Here is a 22813-nt window from a genome sequence, read left to right on the forward strand (position 1 = left end):
CAGGCCAAATTAAAGAATATATAGCTAGCGTCGTCTACCGCCTCTTAAGCGCCGTTTATCTTCCTTAGTTTGGCTTACATAGAGAGTAGATCCTTGAATCTGAGATCCATTTAAGCCTGCAATAGCCGCACGCCCCTCATGACCTTCCATATCAATTAAGGCGGTACCTCGTGCTTGACCGGTGAACAGATCTTTATGCAAAGTTAAAGCACGCACTGTGCCAAAGCCTGAGAACAATTCAGTAAGAGTTTCTTCAGTTGTATTTGAAGGTAATCCACGTATAAAAAGTTTGATCATTAAGCATCTCTAAAAATTTAAAGCAAAAGAAAGGATTTGGAGAGGATAAATATGATATTTATCCTCTCCCTAGATTTCAAGCACTATGAGTTATTGAATTACAACTACATTGTCAGCTTGAGGACCTTTTTGCCCTTGAACCTCAACAAAACTAACATGCTGTCCTTCTTTTAATGTCCTATGACCGTTACCTGAAATGGAACGGTAATGAACAAATAAATCATCTCCGCCTTCTCGCTGTATAAAACCATAACCTTTTGAATCATTGAACCACTTTACGGTTCCTGTCTGTTGTTCTGACATAAAAAACTCTCAAAAATAAATATAACTAATAGTTACATGGATAATACCATGAAATTACCAAGCGTTTGGAAGCGAATAAGCGAGAGCAAATAAGTTTGGAAGGAATAAAAACTACTACGCTAATGCGAAAACGCCACCCTTAGTACTCTTGCGTATCATAGAAAACTAAATAAATAATTACAAGGGGTTATTTATAAATAATAGAAAATTAATTCTAAATCTTTTAAGAGACAGCAGTATCTCTATGAAATAAATAGAGTTATTTCTATTTAAATTTATCCCTTGGCTGGGGGACTAGGATTCGAACCTAGGTTCGTGGAGTCAGAGTCCACTGTCCTACCACTAGACGATCCCCCAAAACTGAAACGCTATTAACGCTTCGAGTATTGTGGAGCTTTTCTTGCTTTATGAAGCCCAACTTTTTTACGCTCAACAGCTCGTGCATCTCGAGTAATAAATCCTGCTTTACGTAAAGAGGGTTTTAGGGTTTCATTGTAATTTACAAGTGCACGAGCAATACCATGACGGATAGCACCTGCTTGACCGCTATTACCTCCTCCTCGAACGAAAACTTGCACATCTAATTCTTCACTTAAAGTAGCAAGTTCTAAGGGTTGGCGGACAACCATTCGTGATGTTTTTCTACCAAAGTACTCATCTATACTACGGCGGTTAATGATAATATTCCCGCTGCCTTTGCTTAAATAAACACGGGCAGTAGATGTTTTACGACGACCCGTAGCATAATATTTTTCTGACATAATTAATGCTTATAACCTAGTTAAATGTTTAAAGGCTGGGGTTGTTGTGCAGTATGAGGATGATCTGCGTTACCATAAACTTTTAGCTTACGAAACATAGCACGACCTAGAGGATTTTTAGGTAGCATCCCCCTCACTGCGGTTTCTATTACCCTCTCTGGCGTACGATCTAAAAGTTGTGCTAAGGTACGAAATTTAATCCCACCTGGATATTCGCTATGCCAATAATAGCGTTTTTGTTCTAATTTTCTACCTGTTGTACGTATTTTTTCTGCATTAATTACAACAATGTAATCTCCGGTATCTACATGAGGAGTATAAATCGCTTTATGTTTTCCTCGTAAACGGCGGGCAATTTCACTGGCTAGGCGCCCAAGTGTTTTCCCATCTGCATCTACTAGATACCAATCGCGCCGTACTTCTTTAGGCTTGGCACTAAAGGTCTTCATTCGTTATTGCTCCCGCAACTATCTAAATTAAAATCAAAAACTATATGGATTAACATTGGTCTTGTCAAGGTAACCCTAAGTATCTTAGGGTTAAACTTACAATAGCCAAAGTATAATACCACCTAATATTAGGCGGTATATCATAAAAGGAACCATACCTACATATTGTAAGGCTTTTAGAAAAAAGTGGATACACAAATAACCTACTAAGGCAGATATTAAGGTACCTAAAACTAGTGCGCTCCAATCTACTGCTTCAGGATGACGGAGTAGTCCAAATCCTTCTAAGCTGCCTGCTAAAATAATCACAGGGATAGAAAGTAAAAAAGAAAACCGTGCAGCCCCTTCTCGAGTAAGCCCTAACATAAGACCTGCGGTCATTGTAATACCTGAGCGAGAAGTACCCGGAATGAGTGCTACTGCCTGAGCAAGCCCAATAATTACCACATCTTTCCACGTAAGACTATGCTCATCTCGAGTTCGGTTACCTTCAATATCGGCATAACCTAAAAGTAAGCCAAAAATAATAGTACTCCAAGCAAGAATGGTAGCAGATCGAACATTATCTACAACATCATGAACCATAAGCCCTACTAATCCTACTGGAACAGTACCAAATAAAACAGCCCAAGCAAGCCGGCTTTCTCCGACTAACTTAAAAGAAACTAAGGATTTAAACCAATCCTTGGTCATTTTCGATAATTCAGATCGAAAATAAAAAATGACGGCAGATAATGTCCCTAGATGTAAAACCACATCAAAAGCTACTCCTTGATCTTGCCAACCGAAAAGCTTAGGCAGCAAGACAAGATGAGCAGAACTAGAAATAGGAAGAAATTCGGTTAATCCTTGTAAAATGGCAAGCGCTAAAGTGTGGGTAAATTCCATAAAAATAATACCTTTTATATTTTTATAATGAGTGTTATGTTCTTATTCCTATACCCTTATTTAATAAATAGAGAGCAACAATACTGAGTACAATTAAGAAAATGATAATAATGGTAAAAGCAACTTGGATATTCACATCAGAAGATCCAAGCATGCCATAGCGAAATCCATTGACCATATAAAAAATAGGATTAAATAGAGAAGCTGTCTGCCCAAATTCAGGCATCAATTTAATTGAATAGAATACGCCGCCAAGATAGGTGAGAGGGGTAAGAATAAAATTAGGGACAATAGAAATCCCATCAAAGTCCTTAGCAAAAACTGCGTTAATAAAACCACCTAGAGAAAATACTCCAGCAGTCAAAACTGCTACCATACAAGTCAGCAGTAAATGCTCTATTTTAATATGGGTAAAAAGGTTAGCAATGAAAAAAACAATGATTCCTGCCATTAATCCTCGTACTACCCCACCGGTCACATAACCCAGTAAAATAATACTATTAGGGGTAGGGGAAACAATTAATTCTTCTATATAGTGCTGAAATTTTGCACTAAATAAAGAAGAAACTACATTCATATAGGAGTGATTAATAATGGCCATCATCACTAATCCGGGAGCAATATATTCCATATAGCTAAACCCTTCCATCGGTCCAATCTGCCCGCCAATTAGTCCTCCGAAAATAACAAAATATAAAGTCATGGTGACTGCAGGGGGGAGTAGGGTTTGAATCCAAATTCGAATAAAGCGGCGAATTTCTCGACCTGCTAGGGTGTGAAAAGTAATATAATATCGCTTTAACTTACTCATTGAGCAGTAGCATTACCCTTACTAATTAAATTAACAAAAAGCTCCTCTAAACGGTTAGTTTTATTTTTAACTCGTAACACTTGAATTCCTGCCTGAGATAAGCCAGTAAATAAATGATTGAGACTATCTCCCTTCTTTATCTCTACTTCTAAAGTGGTATCATCCACTGAATGGAGAGTATAACCAGAAATAACAGGAACAGTACTCATCCCCTGCTTTAAATAAAGCACCAAAGTTTCTTGGTGAAGTTTTTCTAATAAAACCCGCATAGAGCTATTTTCCACAATAGTGCCATGATCAATAATGGCAATATTGCGACATAACTGTTCCGCTTCTTCAAGATAGTGAGTTGTTAAAATAATGGTAGTACCCGCATGATTGGTTTCTCGAAGAAACTGCCACATGGATCGGCGTAGCTCAATATCCACTCCAGCGGTAGGTTCATCTAAAATCAATAGCTTAGGGTTATGGACTAAGGCTCTAGCAATCATCAAGCGTCGCTTCATTCCCCCAGATAAATTACGGGAATACTCATTGCGTTTTTCCCATAATCCTAATTGCTTTAATCGTTGCTCGGCGTTAATTCGAGCAGTTTTTGCTTTAATCCCATAGTAACCTGCTTGGGTGGCTAAAATATTAGAAATCCGCTCAAAGCCGTTACAGTTAAACTCTTGAGGAACGAGACCAATCATACTTTTCACTTCCTCGGGTTGTTCATCTAAGTCCATCCCAAATACAGAAATTTTCCCTGCACTTTTAGTGACTAAAGAGCTTAAAATCCCAATGGTAGTGGATTTTCCAGCCCCATTAGGGCCAAGTAGAGCAAAAAAATCCCCTTGAGCTACCCTAAGGTTAATGCCTCTAAGTGCGGTAAATTGATTACGATAGACTTTTTGTAAATTCTCTATAACCAGTGCATCCATTTGGATCTAGTAGTATTTAATCACCAAGATAAGGCCAAATCTCTAAGGCTTTTGTAGCAAGTATTTCTGCTCTTGCTTTTATTTCCGATTCTCCCCATCTTTCAATTTGGTGTTGGGTAAAGTATTTGTTCATCTCAAGGTTACTTTCATTTAATTTCTTCTTTTTTTCAGAAAAACCACCATTGGACAGTTCTGAATTGTACCCTGTGAGGGTTAGATTCCCGATAGTGTCAAGATACTGATCATAAATTTCTTCCCAATTTTCCCCTAAATCCTCTTTCCACTTATATGTAAGAGTCTGAGGCATTATGTGTTCCACAGTAAGTTTCTCAAAAGAAATAGATTCTTTATGATTATAGCTTTGTTCAATCGCTTCTAAGATGAATTTATTGGTTGAATTACTGCTGCTTTTATAAATTTTTATTTTATGGAACCAAGAAGTAAATTCCGCATTTTTAGGATATCCTTCATTTTGAAGGGTTTTCTTAAGTCCCTCAATCATATTATTTGAATATTTATCTTGAATTTTAGTATAAATAGTTGGAAATACTTTATACAGTTTGTGTTTAGGATAGTTACATAAAAGCCTTCTAATCACATAATTCTCTATTATTAGTAGTAGACTACTAAAATCGTCTTTACTTATACGATGTTTATCATAATCATTATAAAAACTAAGAATTAGTGGATAAGCAACAGTTACTTCGATTCTGCTTAATTTAGATAAGCACCTTTGAAGAGTAGGTTCTTCTTCAAATGCTGGATTTTTTATTTTCCTGTAAAAAAAAGAATATCTGTATAATTCTTTGATATATTCAATTGTATCTTTATTCCCACCCTTTACCTTTTCTTTTAGAGTAAAATAAACATTGTCTTTTCCAACTGTATTTCCCTCTTTCATCGTTAAAAAGCGGCGGATAAACTCTGTTAGATTATCTTTTTTTTCGTCTACTAGAGCATCTTGCATAGGGTTCCAGTATTTTCGGTAAATTTCTTGTTGTTCTGCTTTCTCGATTTGCATGAAAAGATGATTACGAACTAGATCTGCTTGGGTTAAAGGCTGTCCTTTAGCATTGAGACTTTCAAAAACCAAATAGGGATTATCATTGCGATCTAACACGATACTTACTATTGAAAGGTAGTTAGTAATGATTCGTTTAAGTTTATGAAAATCATAATTAGTTTCTTTTAATTGCTTTTCAAAAAAACGATAAGCATCCGTAAGTAAATTTTTTTCTTTACCAAGTTTGTTATTAATTAAATTTTGATAAGTGATATTATCTTCTTGAGTAGGTATTAATTTATAATGATCATCTCCTTGCTTATGACGATTAATAAGCAAATCATTAATTTCATCTGCAAAATCACCACTTCCTTGCTCTTCTAGCTTATTACGAAGTAATGCTAGTACTATAAAAATGGTGGTTAGCCGTTGCTGCCCATCAATAAGCAGAAACTTCAGCATTCCTTCAGGGCTAGAGTCAATTTGCACACTTACTATAGAGCCCATAAAATGAGCATGAGGGGTATCTATTTCACTTAGCTCGATTAAATCCTCCCATAAAACTTCCCATTGCTTCTTTTTCCAACTATAGGTTCTTTGAAAAAGAGGAACAATATACTGTCTTGTACCTTCAATAATTTCTTGTAATGTAGTTTGTTTTGCTAGCATGATGGGTTTTATATTATTTATATTTTTTAGATTTCTATGTTAAGAAATAATCCTCGCTTAGGCTATCATAAAAATGGGTTTATCCTATGATATTACTGATCCTATCAGCGAGCAGGAAGTATTAGCGAAAGCACAAAGATTTGCTGGACTAACCTTAGGTGAAGTTGCAGCAGCCTTAAATTGGACAGTACCTAAAGATTTATATCATGCCAGAGGATGGGTAGGTAATTTATTAGAATCTGCCTTAGGGGCTAAAGCAAGCACTCGACCTATTCCTGATTTTCCTCGGTTAGGGATAGAGGTAAAAACTTTACCACTTAAACAAAACAGTCAACCTAAAGAATCCACCTTTGTATGTACCCTATCTTTAGGTGATTTAAATACCTGCTGGGAGCAGAGTAGGGTTTATCATAAATTAAATCGAGTATTATGGATCCCAGTAGAGGCAGAAAATAATATCCCAATTTCAAAACGCCAGATTGGCATGCCTTTACTTTGGAGTCCTAATTCTATACAGCAAGAAATTTTAAAGATTGACTGGGATGAGCTTACTGAAATAGCAAATTTAGAAAAGTTAACAGAAATCACTGCTCACCAAGGCGTTTATTTACAAATTCGTCCTGTAACTAATAATCAAGTAAGCTATAAAGGGATGGATGAAAAGATAAATTATATCTCTACTGGTTATAAAGGATTCTATTTACGCTCTACATTTACGCACACTATCTTATCTCACCACTATATGACTTAGGCATTGTAAAACTGAATAATGACTTATGAGAATCTGAAATTTTTAAAAATTTGGCGATTATTCGGCTGGTTAGGGATTACTGGGGTAACTTGGCTTAGCTATACTCCTTCTTTATCCCATTTTAGAGCTTGGCTAGTTCATCATGATTTTTTTAAATTCTATATTGTTTTTATCTTGCTAATCGTTTGGTTATTTTTTATCCAACTATTTGATCAACTTAGTACTCACCTAGAGTTTTTCATGGAAAATTTTAAATTTTTAAAATTATGGCGTTTTTTAGGTTGGTTAGGGGTTATAGGTATTATTTATTTGAGTCTTACCCCTTCACTAGCCGATTTAAATTTTCTTATTGTCTATCAAGATAAAATGGAGCATTTTTTAGCCTATGGATTATTGGCTTGGTGGTTTAGTCAAATTTATCCAGCTAGATCTCATTTATGGTTTGGGATATTTTTTATCTCTTTAGGGATTGCTATAGAGTTTTTACAGGATCTTACAGGGCGAGACTTTGAGTATGGAGATATGCTAGCGGACACTTTAGGGGTTTTTAGCGGCTATGGATTGTATCGAGCAGCTAAAAAAGTAAGGCTAATTTGGGTAGAAAATTTACTGTTAAAGTTTTATAGATGAGATTCTAGGATAGAGAGTGATTCGGATTGGGGTAGATCTAGGTGGCACAAAGATTGAGCTGATTGCCTTGGATGATTCAGGGGCAGTACTATTACGAAGAAGAAAACCTACCCCTCAAGGAGAATATCAAGCCACCTTAGAGGCTATTTGCTCCCTGATACTGAAAACAGAACAGGAATTAGGGCAACAAGGCACAGTAGGTATTGGTACGCCGGGCACACTTTCCCTAGTAACAAGTAGAATTAAAAATGCTAATTCTACTTGTCTCAATGAGCAACCCTTAAAACAAGACTTAGAAAAATTACTTCAAAGATCTGTTCGACTAGAAAATGATGCTAATTGCCTTGCTCTTTCTGAAGCAACCGATGGATCGGCAGCAGGTGCAGCGGTTGTTTTTGGGGTAATTATTGGTACGGGTACTGGTGGGGGTATTGTAATAGATAGAAAAATCCTCACCGGTGCTAATGCTATTGCAGGAGAGTGGGGGCATAATCCACTACCTTGGTCCCATGGAGAAGAATTTAGCCATCCTCCTATGTGTTATTGTGGCAAACAAGGCTGCGTTGAAACTTGGCTTTCTGGCCCAGGGTTAGCAAGGGATTACCAAAGTGTAAGTGGTAAAATTCTAAATCCTAAAGAAATTGATCTAAAAGCAACTCAAGGGGATCAAATCTGTGAGGCAGTATTGCAAGCTTATGAAGATCGACTAGCTCGAGCTTTAGCCCATGTCATTAACATTTTAGATCCTAACGTTATTGTATTAGGTGGCGGCTTATCTAATCTTCAACGACTTTATTGTAACGTACCTAAACGATGGAAAAGTTATGTATTTTCCGATGAAGTCAATACCCAGCTCGTACCGCCTACCTATGGAGATTCTAGTGGTGTACGAGGTGCTGCTTGGTTATGGAATATAGAATAATTAAGCAATAGTTTTTTTAAAAAAGAGGATCTGTGTAGATCCTCTTTTAATATTTCTATTTAGGCTTCTCGATAGATTTTACTGCCTTGATGGCGGAATTCCGCTGCTTTTTCTGCCATACCATGAGCTAACACTGTATCTGTTTCTATTCCTTGTTCTGCTGCGTAATCTCGTACATCCTGAGAGATTTTCATGGAGCAGAATTTAGGACCACACATAGAACAGAAATGGGCAGTTTTTGCCGATTCTTTAGGTAAGGTTTCATCGTGGTATTCCCTAGCACGATCTGGATCTAGCCCAATATTAAATTGATCTTCCCAGCGAAATTCAAATCTGGCTTTGGAAAGGGCATTATCTCGGATTTGAGCACTAGGATGACCTTTAGCTAAGTCTGCTGCATGGGCAGCAATTTTATAGGTAATGATTCCTTCTCTAACATCTCTTTTATTAGGTAATCCCAAATGCTCTTTAGGCGTCACGTAACATAGCATAGCAGTACCATACCAACCGATTAAAGCTGCACCAATTCCAGAAGTAATATGATCATAGCCAGGAGCAATATCAGTAGTTAAAGGTCCAAGAGTATAAAAAGGAGCTTCACCACAGCAGGAAAGCTGCTTATCCATGTTTTCCTTAATTAAGTGCATGGGGACATGACCGGGACCTTCTATCATGGTTTGTACATCATGCTTCCATGCAATTTGAGTAAGTTCGCCTAGGGTTTCTAGTTCTGCAAATTGGGCCTTATCATTAGCATCGGCAATAGATCCGGGGCGTAATCCATCACCTAAGGAGAAGGAAATATCATAGGCTTTCATAATATGGCAAATCTCCTCAAAATGGGTGTAAAGGAAATTTTCTTGATGATGAGCAAGACACCATTTAGCCATAATAGAGCCACCCCGAGAAACAATACCAGTAAGACGGCTTGCAGTAAGTGGTACATAAGCAAGGCGTACTCCTGCATGGATGGTAAAATAGTCTACCCCTTGTTCTGCCTGTTCTAATAAAGTATCTCGAAAAATTTCCCAAGTAAGATCTTCAGCAATCCCGCCTACTTTTTCTAATGCTTGATAGATAGGAACAGTGCCAATTGGCACAGGAGAATTTCGAATAATCCATTCTCGGGTTTCGTGGATATGCTTACCGGTGGAAAGATCCATCACCGTATCTGCACCCCAGCGAATCGCCCAAGTCATTTTATCTACTTCTTCAGAAATACTAGATGTTATAGCAGAATTACCGATATTGGCATTGATTTTGACTAAAAAATTACGCCCAATGATCATGGGTTCAATTTCAGGATGATTAATATTAGCTGGGATAATTGCTCGACCTCTAGCCACTTCTGATCGTACAAACTCTAGGGTAATTTCATCAGGTAGCTGAGCACCGAAAGATTGACCAGGATGTTGTCTAAAGCATTGTGCTTTATATTCAGATAGTCGCTGATTTTCTCTAATTGCTATAAATTCCATCTCAGGAGTGATTATCCCTTGTCTGGCGTAGTGCATTTGGCTAACATTGCGATCCTTTTGTGCTTGCCGAGGCAGTTTTTTATTTGGAAATCGTAAATAATCTAAGCTAGAATCATTGGCTTGTTGGTAGCTATATTGAGAATTAGTTTGGGATAATAGTTGGGTATCTTTCCGATCTTCAATCCAAGGGTTGCGAATTTCAGTTAACCCTTTTCTAATATCAATAGAAGCTTGTGGATTAGTGTAGGGACCAGAGGTATCATACACGGTGAGTGGTAGATTTTTTTCTTTTCCATTACTATGTTGTGTATCGGAGAGAGTGATTTCCCGCATAGGGACTTGGATATCAGGACGACTGCCAGTAACATAAATTTTTTGGGAATTAGGAAATGGTTGGATAGCATTCTCATCTACTCGTGCTTGAGTAGATAAAAATTTTTCTAGGATAGCACTCATGACTTATCTCCATTCAGGTTTTTATATGATAAAACCGGCAGTATTACTGGGAAGATATAAGTAACTATCAGCTTTCCTACGCCAGTATTAACCGGATCAGGTTCAAAGGGACTCTCTCAGCCGAATGATTCACTCGACACCCCTAGCGAAAAACGATTTTAAAGCTATTACGATAAATGATTTATAAATAATTTTCTATATTCATAAGATAATAGTAAGCATAGATCAATATTACACTAGTGATTAATTTTTCAACGCTTGAGAATATATTTTCTCTCCTAATTATTAATTTTGGATTTTTTTATCTATGAAAGCCTTAGTAGTAGGTGGTGGAGGGCGTGAGCATGCATTGGCATGGAAGCTTGCTCAGTCATCCCAAATAAGCCAAGTTTATGTAGCACCGGGTAATCCAGGAACAGCATTGGAATTTAAAGTCAAAAATATTCCAATTAAAGCAGATGATGTCGTTACTTTGGTTAATTTTGCTTTATCAGAACAAGTTAAGTTTACCCTAGTAGGTCCGGAAGCTCCTTTAATGCTAGGGATTGTAGATACTTTTGAAAAGGCTGGTTTGAATTGTTTTGGACCTCATCGATTAGCCGCTCGTCTAGAAGAATCAAAATCTTTTGCAAAAAGTTTTTTAACCCGCCATGGTATTCCCACCGCACGGTATCAAGTATTTGATATAAAACTTATAAATCGAGCAGTCGAATATATCTATAGCCAAACCATGCCTATTGTTATTAAAGCAGATGGTTTAGCAGCGGGAAAGGGGGTGATTATTGCCCATAGCCATGAGGAAGCGGTTGATGCAGTGCAAAGCATTTTACTAGATAATATATTTGGTGAAGCAGGTAAACAAATTGTCATAGAAGAATTTTTGGCTGGAGAGGAAGCTAGTTTTATTGTAATGGCGGATGGCAAAAATATTTTGCCTTTTGCTAGCTCTCAGGATCATAAGGCACGAGATAATATGGATAAAGGTCCCAATACAGGGGGGATGGGAGCTTATTCTCCAGCTCCAGTAATTACCGAAGCAATTTATCATCGAGTTATTGAAGAGATTATACTGCCTACTATACATGGGATGGCAAAAGAAGGACATCCTTATAAAGGCTTTTTATACGCAGGCTTAATGATTGATGAAACTGGCACCCCTAAAGTGTTAGAGTATAATTGCCGTTTTGGCGATCCTGAAACGCAACCCATTATGATGCGGTTACAATCGGATTTAGCTGAATTGTGTATGAAGGCTATAGAGGGAAATTTAGATAAAACTTCTATAGAGTGGGATTCTAAAGCTGCATTAGGGGTAGTTATGGCAGCAAAAGGTTATCCTAGCTCTTATCCGATAAATGATCTAATTTATGGATTGCCTCTATCTAAGTTTGATGGTATGAGTAAAGTATTTCATGCAGGTACCATTGAAAAAGAAGGGCGTATCTTAACGGCTGGCGGGCGAGTACTATGTGTATGCAGCTTAGGTGATTCTATCACTGAAGCCCAAAGAACAACTTATAGTCTTGTACAGAAAATTACATGGCAAAATAGCTATTATCGTACAGATATTGGATATCGTGCCATTGCTAGAGAAAATAATTTATAAGAAACACATAAAAATAATTAAAAATTTTTATTTAGTCCATTTCATTTAGGAGAAATTGATGTCCGTAGCACATCCCATTATCGCTGTAACTGGTTCATCAGGGGCAGGTACTTCCACTGTGAAGCATGCTTTTAATGATATGTTCCGTCGGGAAGATATTAAACCTGTAGTCATTGAGGGAGATAGTTTTCATCGCTATGATCGGCAAGCAATGAAAGAGAAAACTGCAGAATACGAAGCTCAAGGGAAGATACTTACTCATTTTGGTCCAGATGCTAATGAGCTAGATAAGTTAGAGGCTTTATTTAAAGAGTATTCAGATCATGGTACAGGAAAGAAACGTTTATATGTCCATGATGATAAGGAAGCAGCACTCTATGGTCATGCTCCAGGTACATTTACCTCATGGGAGCCTATAGATCCGGATAGTCATTTACTTTTCTACGAAGGATTACATGGGGGAATCATTACTGATCAAGTTAATGTAGCCCGCCATGTAGATTTACTTATAGGGGTTGTACCTGTTGTTAATTTAGAGTGGATTCAAAAAATTCATAGGGATTGCCTCAATCGGGGCTATTCATCCGAGGCAGTAGTGCAAATTATTCTAAAGCGGATGCCAGATTATGTACACTATATTTGTCCGCAGTTTACCCATACCCATATTAATTTTCAAAGAGTCCCCCTGGTAGATACCTCTGATCCTTTTATCGCCAGAGATATTCCTACCCCAGATGAAAGTAATGTAGTAATTCGGTTTAGGAATCCCCATATGGCTGATTTCCCTTATTACCTAAAGATGCTCAATGGCTCGTTTATGTCCCGAGCAAATACTATTGTAGTACCTGGAGGGAAGATGGGACTAGCCATGGAAGTAGTACTCACCCCTATTATTCATGACATCATGGCAAGAAAACAGGAGCATAGCTAATTTTATGGCGGCAGCTCTAAATATACCTATACGGGTTGCCGCCTCTACCATTCGTAATGGCGGGGTTATTGCTTATCCTACAGAGAGCGTTTTTGGTTTAGGTTGCGAGCCTCTAAATAAAAAGGCAGTGGATCGAATATTACATATTAAAGATCGTCCTAAAACTAAGGGATTAATTGTTATTGCTGCTAATTTTTCTCAGTTACAACCCTACTTGCTTCCTCTACCCAATGAAATTAAGGATCGGCTAGTTAAGACCTGGCCAGGTCCAACTACTTGGCTACTACCTGCTAAACCAAGTATACCTTCTTGGTTAAGAGGAAAACATAATACGCTTGCAGTACGGGTAACTAATCACCCTTTAGTCATTGCCTTGTGCGAGACAGTAAATAGTGCAATTATCTCTACCAGTGCTAATCGTACTAGACAACCGCCAGCAAGAACTACCTTTCAGGTATATAAGTGCTTCCATAAACAGGTTGACTTTATTCTTAAGGGGGAAACCAGCGGTAGAGTCAATCCTAGCGATATTTTTGATGGAAAGACAGGAAAACAAATACGCTAAAATACATCCTATCTTTGATTAGGATAAGCATATAAACAGGTTTTTCATAATAGAGTATGGATTCTAATATTGATGTTGCTATAGTTAAAAGCTATTTACTTAATTTACAAGATAAAATCTGTAACACATTAGCACAGGAAGATGGTGCTACTCACTTCATTGAGGATAACTGGCAGCGATCAATCGGTGGCGGTGGAGGACGTACTAGAGTATGTACTAATGGAGCAATTTTAGAGCAAGGTGGTGTTAATTTTTCCCATGTTTTCGGAGAAAATCTTCCCCCATCAGCAACAGCTCAACGACCTGAGCTTTCAGGCAGAAGATATGAAGCTTTAGGGATCTCTCTTGTTATTCACCCTCGTAATCCTTATATACCTACGTCCCATGCAAATGTACGTTTTTTTGTAGCAACTAAAGAAAATACTACTCCTTTATGGTGGTTTGGAGGAGGGTTTGATTTAACCCCTTATTATCCTTTTGAAGAGGATGCAATTCACTGGCATCAGGTTGCACAGAAAGCTTGCATGCCTTTTGGGGATTCAGTCTATGATCAGTATAAGAAATGGTGCGATAAGTATTTTTACTTAAAACACCGAGATGAAACTCGAGGTGTAGGTGGCTTATTCTTTGACGATTTAAATGAATGGGGATTTGATCGTTGTTTTAGTTTTATGAAAAGTGTAGGTGATCATTATTTATCTGCTTACCTGCCCATTGTACAGCGACGTAAAAATATAGCCTACGGAGATCGGGAACGGGACTTTCAACTCTATCGTAGAGGACGATATGTAGAATTTAATCTGCTCTACGATCGGGGAACTCTATTTGGGATTCAATCTGGTGGTCGTACCGAATCTATCTTAATGTCATTACCACCACTAGTTAAATGGCATTATGATTGGAAACCAGAGTTTGGAACACCGGAATATTCACTTTATGAAAAATTTCTTCGTCCTCAAAATTGGCTAGCAATGATTAAAAATTAAAGCTTTGCTGTCGCCAAGCCTCATAAATTACAATAGCTACAGCATTAGATAGGTTTAAACTTCGACTATGAGGCAACATAGGAATTTTTAGAATTTGATCTTTGGATAAAGTACTTAAAACCTCTTTAGGAAGCCCTCTAGTTTCAGGACCAAATAATAGGGCATCATTAGGTTTAAATTGTACTTGATAGTAGGGTTGCTGTCCTTTAGTAGAACAAGCCCATATATGATCTATTTTTGTGCTAGATAGAAAAGAGGATAAATTTGGATGTACCTTTATTTCTGCCCACTCATGGTAATCAAGCCCAGCACGACGTAGCTGTTTATCATTGAGTGTGAACCCTAAAGGTTCAATTAAATGCAGATAAGATCCTGTATTGGCACATAAACGAATAATATTCCCAGTATTTGGTGGAATTTCAGGTTCGAATAAAACAATATGAAACATAAGTAATAATCTAAATTAATCCATGACTGAATCGTTACCAAGTGCAGATATAAATAAAACAAATCTAAGTCAGTTAAAAGTAGATTTTTGCGGACTTAATCTACAAAGCCCTATTGTATTGCTCTCAGGTTGTGTTGGCTTTGGGGAAGAATATACTCGAGTAGTTGGATTTTCTAATCAAGATGTAGGGGCAGTTTGTCTTAAAGGAACCACCGCAAAACCTCGGCTAGGAAATAACCCTCATCGAGTTTACGAAACCCCCGCAGGGATGTTAAATGCTATTGGGTTACAAAATCCGGGAGTTGATTATGTGGTTAAGCACATTCTACCAGAATTAGACTTTAGTGAAACCTACTATATTGCTAATGTCTCTGGTGCGACCCTTGAAGAATATGTGGAAGTTACTCGCTGTTTTGATGATTCCCCAATTAGTGCGATTGAAATTAATATCTCTTGTCCTAATGTAAAAGAAGGGGGAGTTATTTTCGGTAACGATCCTAATATGTCTGCTAGGGTGGTTGAGGCTTGCCGCAAAGTAACTTCTAAACCACTTATTACTAAACTCTCTCCAAATCAAACTTCTATTGAAGAAAATGCTCGCCGTTGCCTTGAAGCAGGAACAGATGCCTTTGCAGTTATTAATACTTTAACTGGCATGAGTATTGATATTGAAAATAGAGTCCCATTTTTGGGTAATGTCCAAGGAGGATTATCTGGTCCTGCAATTAAACCTATTGCACTACTTAAGGTATATCAGGTCTACCAAGTATGTAAGAAACACAATGTACCAATTATTGGTCAAGGAGGTATTACCTCTGCTAGAGATGCTCTGGAGTTTCTTATTGCTGGGGCCACTACAATAGGTATTGGGACTGCTTTATTTTATGATCCGTTGATTTGCCCTAAAATCAATGCCGGTATTATAGGTTATATGGAAAAATATGGTTTTACACATATTGATCAGATTATAGGTAACTTACATAGTGGGACAATGACATGCTAGAAATAGAGAAGATTACTTAGTTAAATAACTTTAGCACTAAATCTATCCTCCTTCATAAACTAGCTAAGATAAGAGATAATGGATTTTAATCATCTATCCCGTCAAAGCTTTTATGCTTGGCTTAACACCTCTTCAGGTATACGTTTATTAGAAGAGGAACAATTAGAACTTGGCAATATCCTTCCTAGCTTATTTGGATATCATATTGTTCAGCTAGGATCTCTAAGCCAAGAGATAAATCTGTTATCTTCCAGTTATATTTTAGATCAAATTATTGTAGATACAGAAATATCGAAAGAATTTCAGATGCCTAGTATTATCTCCAAAATAGATATTTTGCCTTTTGGTTCTGAAACCATAGATGTTGTGTTACTACCTCATACGTTAGAATATGCCTCTAGCCCTCACTTTTTATTACAAGAGGTACAGCGGGTATTAATCCCTAATGGTACATTAATTATTTTGGGCTTAAATCCATGGAGTTTTCTAGGGATTCGTCGCTTTTTTCCCTATAAGGGTGAGCAAATACCTTGGTATGGACACTATTATAGTCTAACTCATATTCAAAGATGGCTAGCTTTATCGGGGTTTAAAGTGGTAAGATCCCGTTATTTTTTATTTCATTCGACCACAAAATATTCTAGATTAATAAAAAATTTATATTCTTTGGCTAATACTAAACGTTACTTATCTCCTTTTTTTTTCGAAGGTTATTTGCTTATTGCCAATAAGCAAGTAGTTCGCTTAAATCCAGTAGATCTTAAATGGGAAAAACAAGGTGGTGTGGAAGTATCGGGAATAGTAGAGCCAGTAGCACAAGTGCATTTTTATGATTGAGAAAATAAAAATTTTTACAGACGGAGCTTGTTTAGGAAACCCAGGTCCTGGTGGCTGGGGTGCTCTGATTTGTTATCAAGGAAAAAAAGAAGAAATATCTGGAGCTGAATTTGATACCACCAATAACCGTATGGAGCTTACTGCTGCTATTAGAGCACTTAATAAAGCACTAGAGTTAGCACCTAATTCAATTGATATTACTACTGATTCTGAGTATTTACGCCAAGGAATTACCCAGTGGATTTTTAATTGGAAACAGCGAGGATGGAAAACAAATCAAAACCGATCTGTAAAGAATATAGATTTATGGCAAAAGCTTGATGAAATTGTTACACAGTATAAAAAAATAGAATGGCATTGGGTGCGCAGCCATAACGGTCACCCGGAGAATGAGCGAGCAGATTCTATTGCAAGAAATGCAATTAAAAAAACTCATCCAGAAAATATAGATCGGCAAATTGTATTTGATACAGAAACCACTGGATTAAAGCCTGAAGAAGGGCATAGAGTGATTGAAATCGGCTGTATTGAAATCATTAATCGCCATAAAACAGGCAGTACATTTCATAGGTATATTAACCCAGGTCGAGAAATTGATGTAGAGGCAACAAAAATTCATGGGCTAACTAATGAGTTTTTAGTAAATCAACCATCTTTTTCAGAAATTGCTGATGATTTTGTTGCTTTTATTCGTGGATCAGAGCTAATTGCCCACAATGCTTCATTTGATATTAACTTCTTAAACATCGAATTAAAGAGGGTTAACACAGAATGGGAAGGGATAAATTCTTGCTGTGCAGTAATAGATACACTCCAGTTAGCACGACAGCGTCATCCAGGGCAAAAAAATAATTTAGATGCCCTATGTAAGCGTTATGGAATTGATAATACTCGTCGAGAACTACATGGTGCTCTTTTGGATTCAGAGCTACTTGCTGAAGTGTACCTAGCTATGACAAGAGGGCAGGAAGACTTAAAATTCGGAATAACTCGTTCTTCTTATGGGTATAAAAAAGAGCAGTCATATCAAGAGATTCACCGTATTTCAACTGATCGGGTAAAATTGAAAGTATTAGAACCAAATGAAGAGGAAAAGTTAGCTCATAAACAGTGGCTAGTAAATCATAGTACTTTTTCATGGTAGAAAGATTAATAAGTACTTAAATTTATGTTTCAATTAAATAATAATAACAATACAGTAATATTAAATGAACGCTCTCAATATATACTTAAAACAATTATAGAGTGCTATATACGAGATGGGGAACCTATCGGTTCAAGGATGCTCTCTCGGGAAAGTCAATTGGCTTTAAGCCCAGCAACTATTCGTAATACGATGGCTGATCTAGAAGAACTAGAACTGGTGTTTTCTCCTCATACCTCTTCTGGTAGAATCCCTACTTCTAAAGGGTATCGATTTTTTATTGATTCTCTACTTAACCCTAAAACTTTAAGCGTAGATTCTGTTCAGATACTTAAAACTCAGCTAGATGCGAATACTGATCCTCAGTCTCTATTAACTATTGCCTCGCAAATACTCTCAGAGATTAGCCGGTTTGCAGGAGTAGTGATGGTGCCTCGCCGAGAAAGCCGTACCTTAAGCCAAATAGAATTTTTACCTCTATCAGAAAATAGGGTACTTGCGGTTTTAGTGATTAATGAGTGTGAAATACAAAATCGTATTATTTATGTAACAAAGAAATATTCTATATCAGAGTTGCAGCAAGCTGCTAATTATCTCAACAGTATCTTTAAAGGTAAAGATCTATATGCTGTGCGTTGGCATTTAATTAAGGAAATGGCTGAAGTTCAGGAAAACGTAGATCAAATTATCCATACTGCAATGGAAGTAGCAAACCAAGTATTTTCAACTAACCAAACTAAAACAGAAGATTGTGTCGTAACTGGTCAAACAAATTTATTAGACTATATTGATTTTTCTGATAAAGAACGGCTACGACAATTATTTAATGCCTTTAATGAAAAACAAGATATTCTTCATTTACTCGATCAGTGCTTAAACGCAGATGGAATTCAAATTTTTGTTGGTGAAGAAACCGGCTATCAAGTTTTCAATGGCTGTAGTGTAGTAACTGCTCGTTATGGTGGGTCTAAGGGGGCTATTGGTGTTCTTGGAATTATTGGCCCTATCCGTATGGATTATGAGCAGGTTATTCCCCTAGTGGATATTACTGCCCAATTATTAGGTAACGCACTTAATCAGCACAGCTAGTTTGTAGCTAAAATCCATAATTTATTAAATTATTTTGGAGAATTAATATGATATCTGAAGAAACCACTTCTCCGGAAAAAAATCACAATCCTTCTAAAGTAGAAGAAAACCATATTGAAGAAACTCAAAATCAAGAATCCCTTTCCCATATTAGTGAGATAGAAGATCGCTTAACAGAAGCACTTAGTAAAGCGGACTCTAATTGGAATGAAGTATTGCGTGCAAAAGCTGATTTAGAAAATCAACGCCGCCGATATGAGAGGGAACTGGAAAAGGCGAGAAAGTATACTTTAGAGAAATTTGCTCAGGATTTACTCCCTTTAAGAGATAGTTTAGAGATGGGTTTATCTCAAGCACAGGAAGAAAATGCAAGTGTAGACATTTTACGAGAAGGTACAGAACTTATTCTTAAAGAATTTAATCAAATCACTGATCGTTTTGGAATCAAAGAAATAACTCCTGTAAATGAGCCTTTTAACCCTGAGTTCCATCAAGCAATATCTACCCAAGAGAGTGATGATTTCGATCCCAACACTGTCGTTGCCGTAGTACGCAAAGGTTATTTATTGAATGATCGCTTGTTACGACCTGCTATGGTAGTTGTCTCTAAATTAAGTAGAAAAACACCCTCTGATGAAGATCTAGAGACTTGAAATGAAAAAATATGCCCCAATAATAATAAATAGACAGGTTTTTAATTTCTTAAAATAAATAAAATAAATTTCTGGAGTAAATCAGTAATGGGAAAAATAATTGGTATCGATTTAGGAACAACAAACTCTTGTGTTGCCCTTATGGATGGGAATAGTCCTCGAGTTATCGAGAATTCTGAAGGAGATCGTACTACCCCTTCTGTAATTGCATTTACTAAAGATGATGAAACTTTAGTGGGTCAATCAGCAAAACGCCAAGCAATCACTAATCCCCAAAATACTCTCTACGCAATTAAGCGTCTTATTGGTCGTCGCTTTGATGAGGAAGTAGTGCAAAAGGACACTAAGCTTGTTCCTTATAAAATTGCTAAAGCAGATAATGGGGACGCTTGGGTAGAAGTCATGGGTAAAAAAATGGCTCCTCCTGAAATTTCTGCTAATGTGCTTCGCAAAATGAAAAAAACTGCAGAAGATTATTTAGGAGAGGAAATTACAGGAGCAGTAATTACAGTACCTGCTTACTTTAATGACTCCCAGCGGCAAGCGACTAAAGATGCTGGTCGAATTGCAGGGCTTGAAGTAAAAAGAATTATTAATGAGCCTACTGCTGCTGCCCTTGCGTATGGGCTAGATAAAAAGAAAAAAGGAGATCAAAAAATTGCAGTATATGATCTTGGTGGGGGTACTTTTGATGTCTCGATTATTGAAATTGCTGAAATAGAAGGAGAAAGCCAGTTTGAGGTACTTTCCACTAATGGAGATACTTTCCTTGGTGGTGAAGACTTTGATAAGCGTGTTATCGACTATATTTCTAGTGAATTTAAAAAAGAACAGGGGATTGATTTACTAGGCGATCCTTTAGCCATGCAACGCCTTAAAGATGCTGCTGAAAAAGCAAAAATAGAGCTCTCTTCCAGCCAGCAAACAGATATTAATTTGCCCTATGTTACTGCTGATGCTAGTGGGCCTAAGCATTTAAATGTTCGCTTAACACGGGCCAAACTAGAATCTTTAGTTGAAGATTTAATTACTCGTACCTTAACTCCATGTAAAATTGCACTTAAAGACGCAGGGCTAAGTGCTTCTGAGATTGATGAGGTGGTTTTAGTCGGTGGTCAAACCCGTATGCCTAAAGTACTGGAGGTAACTAAAGAATTCTTTGGGAAAGAGCCTCGTAAAGATGTTAATCCAGATGAAGCTGTAGCTATGGGTGCTGCAATTCAAGCAGGTGTACTTTCAGGAGATGTAAAAGAAGTACTATTACTTGACGTTACTCCGCTGTCCTTAGGCATTGAAACTTTAGGTGGGGTAATGACTAAACTCATAGAAAAAAACACTACAATTCCTACCCGTAAGGATCAAGTATTTTCAACTGCTGATGATAATCAAACAGCAGTTACAGTCCATGTACTGCAAGGGGAGCGAGAAAGAGCGGTAGATAATAAATCCCTTGGTCGGTTTGATCTAGTAGGAATTCCACCTGCTCCAAGAGGGATGCCTCAAATTGAAGTGGTATTTGATATTGATGCTAATGGTATTCTCAATGTTTCTGCTAAAGATAAAGCAACAGGTAAAGCGCAGTCTATTGTTATTAAAGCTTCTAGTGGATTGGGTGAGGAAGAGATTGAAAAGATGGTTCGAGATGCAGAATCTCATGCGGAAGAAGATAAAAAATTTAGAGAACTTATTGATATTAGAAATCAAGGAGATAGTTTAATCCACGCAACTGAAAAATCCTTAAGTGAAGTAAAGGATAAAATTTCAGCAGAGGAGAAAAGTGGTATAGAAAGTGCAATTGAAAATCTTAAAACTGCCATGAAAGGTGATAATAAGGATGCTATTGAAGCAAAACTTAAAGCACTTACAGAAGCATCTAGCAAGATGGCAGAGCATCTTTATGGTCAAAATCAAGGACAGAACGATGAGCATACTCATCATGATCACACCCATCATGAACATAAACCAGGAAATGAAAATATTGTAGATGCAGACTTTGAAGAAGTTAAGGAAGATAAAAAATAACTACTTTATTACAACTATTTTAAAAACTGCACCAAATTAAAAATTAGTGACTTAAAGCATGGCGAAACGTGATTACTATGAAGTTTTAGGTATTTCTAAACAAGCTTCGGAAGGGGAAATTAAAAAATCCTATCGAAAGTTAGCTATGAAATACCATCCAGACCGTAATCCGGATAGTAAAGAGGCTGAGGAGAAGTTTAAGGATATCCAAGAAGCCTATGATGTGCTTTCCGATTCAAAAAAACGCATGGCCTATGATCAAATGGGCCATGCAGGGGTGGGTGCTGGAGGATATGGTGCAGGTGCTAATGTTAATGATATTTTTGGCGATATCTTTGGTGATATCTTTGGTGCATCTAGGGGTGGTGGGCAACAAGCTTATCGAGGATCTGATTTACGTTATAATCTAACTATTACCTTAGAAGAGGCTGTTGCAGGTACTACCGCAAAAATTCGTCTCCCTACTTATGTAGAATGTAAAATATGCCATGGTAGTGGAGCAAAACCAGGGACTTCTCCCACTACATGCCCCACTTGTAACGGTCATGGGCAAGTGCGGATGCAGCAAGGGTTTTTCTCTCTGCAACAAACTTGTCAGCGATGCCATGGTACCGGTCAAATTATTAGCACACCTTGCGGATCGTGTCATGGACAGGGTAGGGTAAAAGAGCACAAAATTCTCTCAGTTAAAATTCCTGTTGGAGTAAATACTGGTGATAGGATTCGTTTAGCTGGCGAAGGAGAAGCAGGTGAACACGGTGGATCAGCAGGTGATTTGTATGTAGAAGTTCAAATTAAAGATCACCCTATTTTTTCTCGAGAGGGGGATAATCTACACTGCGAAGTCCCAGTCAATATAATTACAGCGGCTTTAGGTGGTACCTTAGAGGTTCCTACTTTAACAGGGAAAGCTGCTTTAAAAATTCCTGCTGGCGCTCAAACTGGGCAAGCTTTTCGTTTAAGAGGAAAAGGAGTTACTCCTGTACATGGAGGATCAGTCGGCGATCTTTTATGTAAAATCATGGTAGAGACGCCGGTAAATCTAAATACAGAGCAAAAAGAGCTTTTGCAGAAACTTGGAGATTCTATAGGGCAAAATACAAGTCATAGCCCTAAACACCATTCTTGGCTAGAGAGAGTGAAGAATTTTTTTGAAGAAATAAAGCCTTAGTGGTAATTTTAAAATAA

Annotated in this window: 23 protein-coding genes, 1 tRNA gene, 2 pseudogenes and 1 riboswitch; of the genes and pseudogenes, 15 read left to right on the forward strand and 11 right to left on the reverse strand. The window is 37.4% G+C overall.

Annotated elements, in window-relative coordinates:
* Positions 1 to 24: 24 nt before the first annotated feature.
* The 9 genes from OOL07_RS00840 to OOL07_RS00880 form a co-directional block, all read right to left on the reverse strand.
* The gene (locus tag OOL07_RS00840; RefSeq protein ID WP_264694247.1) at positions 25 to 297 is read right to left on the reverse strand and encodes an RNA recognition motif domain-containing protein; all 273 of its coding nucleotides are present in this window, start codon (positions 295 to 297) and stop codon (positions 25 to 27) included.
* A 90-nt stretch (positions 298 to 387) separates the two neighbouring features.
* Positions 388 to 600, reverse strand: coding sequence for a cold-shock protein (locus OOL07_RS00845; protein ID WP_264694249.1), 213 nt, complete (start codon positions 598 to 600; stop codon positions 388 to 390).
* Positions 601 to 883: 283 nt separating this feature from the next.
* A tRNA-Gln gene (locus OOL07_RS00850) sits at positions 884 to 957 on the reverse strand.
* Positions 958 to 971: 14 nt separating this feature from the next.
* Complete coding sequence (gene rpsI, locus OOL07_RS00855; protein ID WP_413774096.1) at positions 972 to 1361, reverse strand: 30S ribosomal protein S9; 390 nt, start codon at positions 1359 to 1361, stop codon at positions 972 to 974.
* Positions 1362 to 1381: 20 nt separating this feature from the next.
* Positions 1382 to 1810 carry a 50S ribosomal protein L13 gene (gene rplM / locus OOL07_RS00860; protein ID WP_264694251.1) on the reverse strand — a complete coding sequence of 143 codons (429 nt, stop codon included), beginning with the start codon at positions 1808 to 1810 and terminating at the stop codon, positions 1382 to 1384.
* A gap of 96 nt (positions 1811 to 1906) precedes the next feature.
* Entirely contained in the window at positions 1907 to 2698 is a 792-nt protein-coding gene (locus OOL07_RS00865) for an undecaprenyl-diphosphate phosphatase (RefSeq protein ID WP_264694254.1), read from the reverse strand.
* 34 nt (positions 2699 to 2732) lie between these two features.
* Positions 2733 to 3509, reverse strand: a complete 777-nt coding sequence (locus OOL07_RS00870; protein WP_264694256.1) for an ABC transporter permease — start codon at positions 3507 to 3509, stop codon at positions 2733 to 2735.
* Entirely contained in the window at positions 3506 to 4432 is a 927-nt protein-coding gene (locus tag OOL07_RS00875; protein WP_264694258.1) for an ABC transporter ATP-binding protein, read from the reverse strand. The genes OOL07_RS00870 and OOL07_RS00875 overlap by 4 nt, the downstream gene beginning before the upstream one ends.
* Before the next feature lie 16 nt (positions 4433 to 4448).
* Complete coding sequence (locus OOL07_RS00880; protein ID WP_264694260.1) at positions 4449 to 6104, reverse strand: DUF262 domain-containing protein; 1656 nt, start codon at positions 6102 to 6104, stop codon at positions 4449 to 4451.
* Positions 6105 to 6177: 73 nt separating this feature from the next.
* On the opposite strand from OOL07_RS00880, the gene mutH reads away from it, so the two are divergent.
* The 3 genes from mutH to OOL07_RS00895 are packed head-to-tail and all read left to right on the forward strand — an operon-like array spanning position 6178 to position 8407.
* The gene (mutH, locus tag OOL07_RS00885; RefSeq protein WP_264694262.1) at positions 6178 to 6855 is read left to right on the forward strand and encodes a DNA mismatch repair endonuclease MutH; all 678 of its coding nucleotides are present in this window, start codon (positions 6178 to 6180) and stop codon (positions 6853 to 6855) included.
* Positions 6856 to 6873: 18 nt separating this feature from the next.
* Complete coding sequence (locus OOL07_RS00890; RefSeq protein WP_264694264.1) at positions 6874 to 7485, forward strand: VanZ family protein; 612 nt, start codon at positions 6874 to 6876, stop codon at positions 7483 to 7485.
* A 16-nt stretch (positions 7486 to 7501) separates the two neighbouring features.
* Positions 7502 to 8407 carry an ROK family protein gene (locus OOL07_RS00895; RefSeq protein WP_264694266.1) on the forward strand — a complete coding sequence of 302 codons (906 nt, stop codon included), beginning with the start codon at positions 7502 to 7504 and terminating at the stop codon, positions 8405 to 8407.
* A gap of 59 nt (positions 8408 to 8466) precedes the next feature.
* Here the strand turns inward: OOL07_RS00895 and thiC are convergent, their stop codons facing one another.
* Complete coding sequence (gene thiC / locus OOL07_RS00900; protein WP_264694268.1) at positions 8467 to 10341, reverse strand: phosphomethylpyrimidine synthase ThiC; 1875 nt, start codon at positions 10339 to 10341, stop codon at positions 8467 to 8469.
* A 56-nt stretch (positions 10342 to 10397) separates the two neighbouring features.
* Positions 10398 to 10495, reverse strand: a riboswitch (TPP riboswitch).
* Positions 10496 to 10648: 153 nt separating this feature from the next.
* Between thiC and purD the strand changes: the two genes are divergently transcribed.
* The 4 genes from purD to hemF are packed head-to-tail and all read left to right on the forward strand — an operon-like array spanning position 10649 to position 14429.
* The gene (gene purD / locus OOL07_RS00905) at positions 10649 to 11947 is read left to right on the forward strand and encodes a phosphoribosylamine--glycine ligase (protein WP_264694270.1); all 1299 of its coding nucleotides are present in this window, start codon (positions 10649 to 10651) and stop codon (positions 11945 to 11947) included.
* Positions 11948 to 12005: 58 nt separating this feature from the next.
* Positions 12006 to 12878, forward strand: a complete 873-nt coding sequence (locus OOL07_RS00910; RefSeq protein WP_264694272.1) for a phosphoribulokinase — start codon at positions 12006 to 12008, stop codon at positions 12876 to 12878.
* A 4-nt stretch (positions 12879 to 12882) separates the two neighbouring features.
* Complete coding sequence (tsaC, locus tag OOL07_RS00915; RefSeq protein WP_264694274.1) at positions 12883 to 13443, forward strand: L-threonylcarbamoyladenylate synthase type 1 TsaC; 561 nt, start codon at positions 12883 to 12885, stop codon at positions 13441 to 13443.
* Positions 13444 to 13499: 56 nt separating this feature from the next.
* Positions 13500 to 14429 (forward strand): oxygen-dependent coproporphyrinogen oxidase, encoded by a 930-nt coding sequence (hemF, locus tag OOL07_RS00920; protein WP_264694277.1) that lies wholly within the window; start codon positions 13500 to 13502, stop codon positions 14427 to 14429.
* Here hemF and trmL read toward each other — a convergent pair.
* Positions 14419 to 14877 carry a tRNA (uridine(34)/cytosine(34)/5-carboxymethylaminomethyluridine(34)-2'-O)-methyltransferase TrmL gene (gene trmL / locus OOL07_RS00925; RefSeq protein ID WP_264694279.1) on the reverse strand — a complete coding sequence of 153 codons (459 nt, stop codon included), beginning with the start codon at positions 14875 to 14877 and terminating at the stop codon, positions 14419 to 14421. The genes hemF and trmL overlap by 11 nt on opposite strands.
* 22 nt (positions 14878 to 14899) lie before the next feature.
* On the opposite strand from trmL, the gene OOL07_RS00930 reads away from it, so the two are divergent.
* The 8 genes and pseudogenes from OOL07_RS00930 to dnaJ all read left to right on the forward strand — a co-directional run bounded on the left by OOL07_RS00930 (position 14900) and on the right by dnaJ (position 22796).
* A complete protein-coding gene (locus OOL07_RS00930; protein ID WP_264694281.1) occupies positions 14900 to 15880 on the forward strand; it encodes a dihydroorotate dehydrogenase in 981 nt (326 codons plus the stop codon).
* A gap of 78 nt (positions 15881 to 15958) precedes the next feature.
* Complete coding sequence (locus tag OOL07_RS00935; RefSeq protein WP_264694283.1) at positions 15959 to 16717, forward strand: class I SAM-dependent methyltransferase; 759 nt, start codon at positions 15959 to 15961, stop codon at positions 16715 to 16717.
* Positions 16710 to 17141 (forward strand): annotated as a pseudogene (gene rnhA / locus OOL07_RS00940) (ribonuclease HI); the annotation flags it as partial. The gene OOL07_RS00935 and the pseudogene rnhA, both read left to right, overlap by 8 nt.
* A 36-nt stretch (positions 17142 to 17177) precedes the next feature.
* Positions 17178 to 17861 (forward strand): annotated as a pseudogene (gene dnaQ / locus OOL07_RS00945) (DNA polymerase III subunit epsilon); the annotation flags it as partial.
* Between the two features lie 24 nt (positions 17862 to 17885).
* Positions 17886 to 18950, forward strand: coding sequence for a heat-inducible transcriptional repressor HrcA (gene hrcA / locus OOL07_RS00950; protein WP_264694285.1), 1065 nt, complete (start codon positions 17886 to 17888; stop codon positions 18948 to 18950).
* Positions 18951 to 18997: 47 nt separating this feature from the next.
* Positions 18998 to 19603 (forward strand): nucleotide exchange factor GrpE, encoded by a 606-nt coding sequence (gene grpE, locus OOL07_RS00955; RefSeq protein WP_264694287.1) that lies wholly within the window; start codon positions 18998 to 19000, stop codon positions 19601 to 19603.
* Positions 19604 to 19744: 141 nt separating this feature from the next.
* Entirely contained in the window at positions 19745 to 21625 is a 1881-nt protein-coding gene (dnaK, locus tag OOL07_RS00960; RefSeq protein WP_413774116.1) for a molecular chaperone DnaK, read from the forward strand.
* Positions 21626 to 21683: 58 nt separating this feature from the next.
* The gene (dnaJ, locus tag OOL07_RS00965; RefSeq protein WP_264694291.1) at positions 21684 to 22796 is read left to right on the forward strand and encodes a molecular chaperone DnaJ; all 1113 of its coding nucleotides are present in this window, start codon (positions 21684 to 21686) and stop codon (positions 22794 to 22796) included.
* Positions 22797 to 22813 lie beyond the last annotated feature (17 nt).

Source organism: Candidatus Nitrosacidococcus sp. I8, from assembly GCF_945836005.1.
In the GTDB taxonomy this organism is placed as follows: domain Bacteria; phylum Pseudomonadota; class Gammaproteobacteria; order Nitrosococcales; family Nitrosococcaceae; genus Nitrosacidococcus.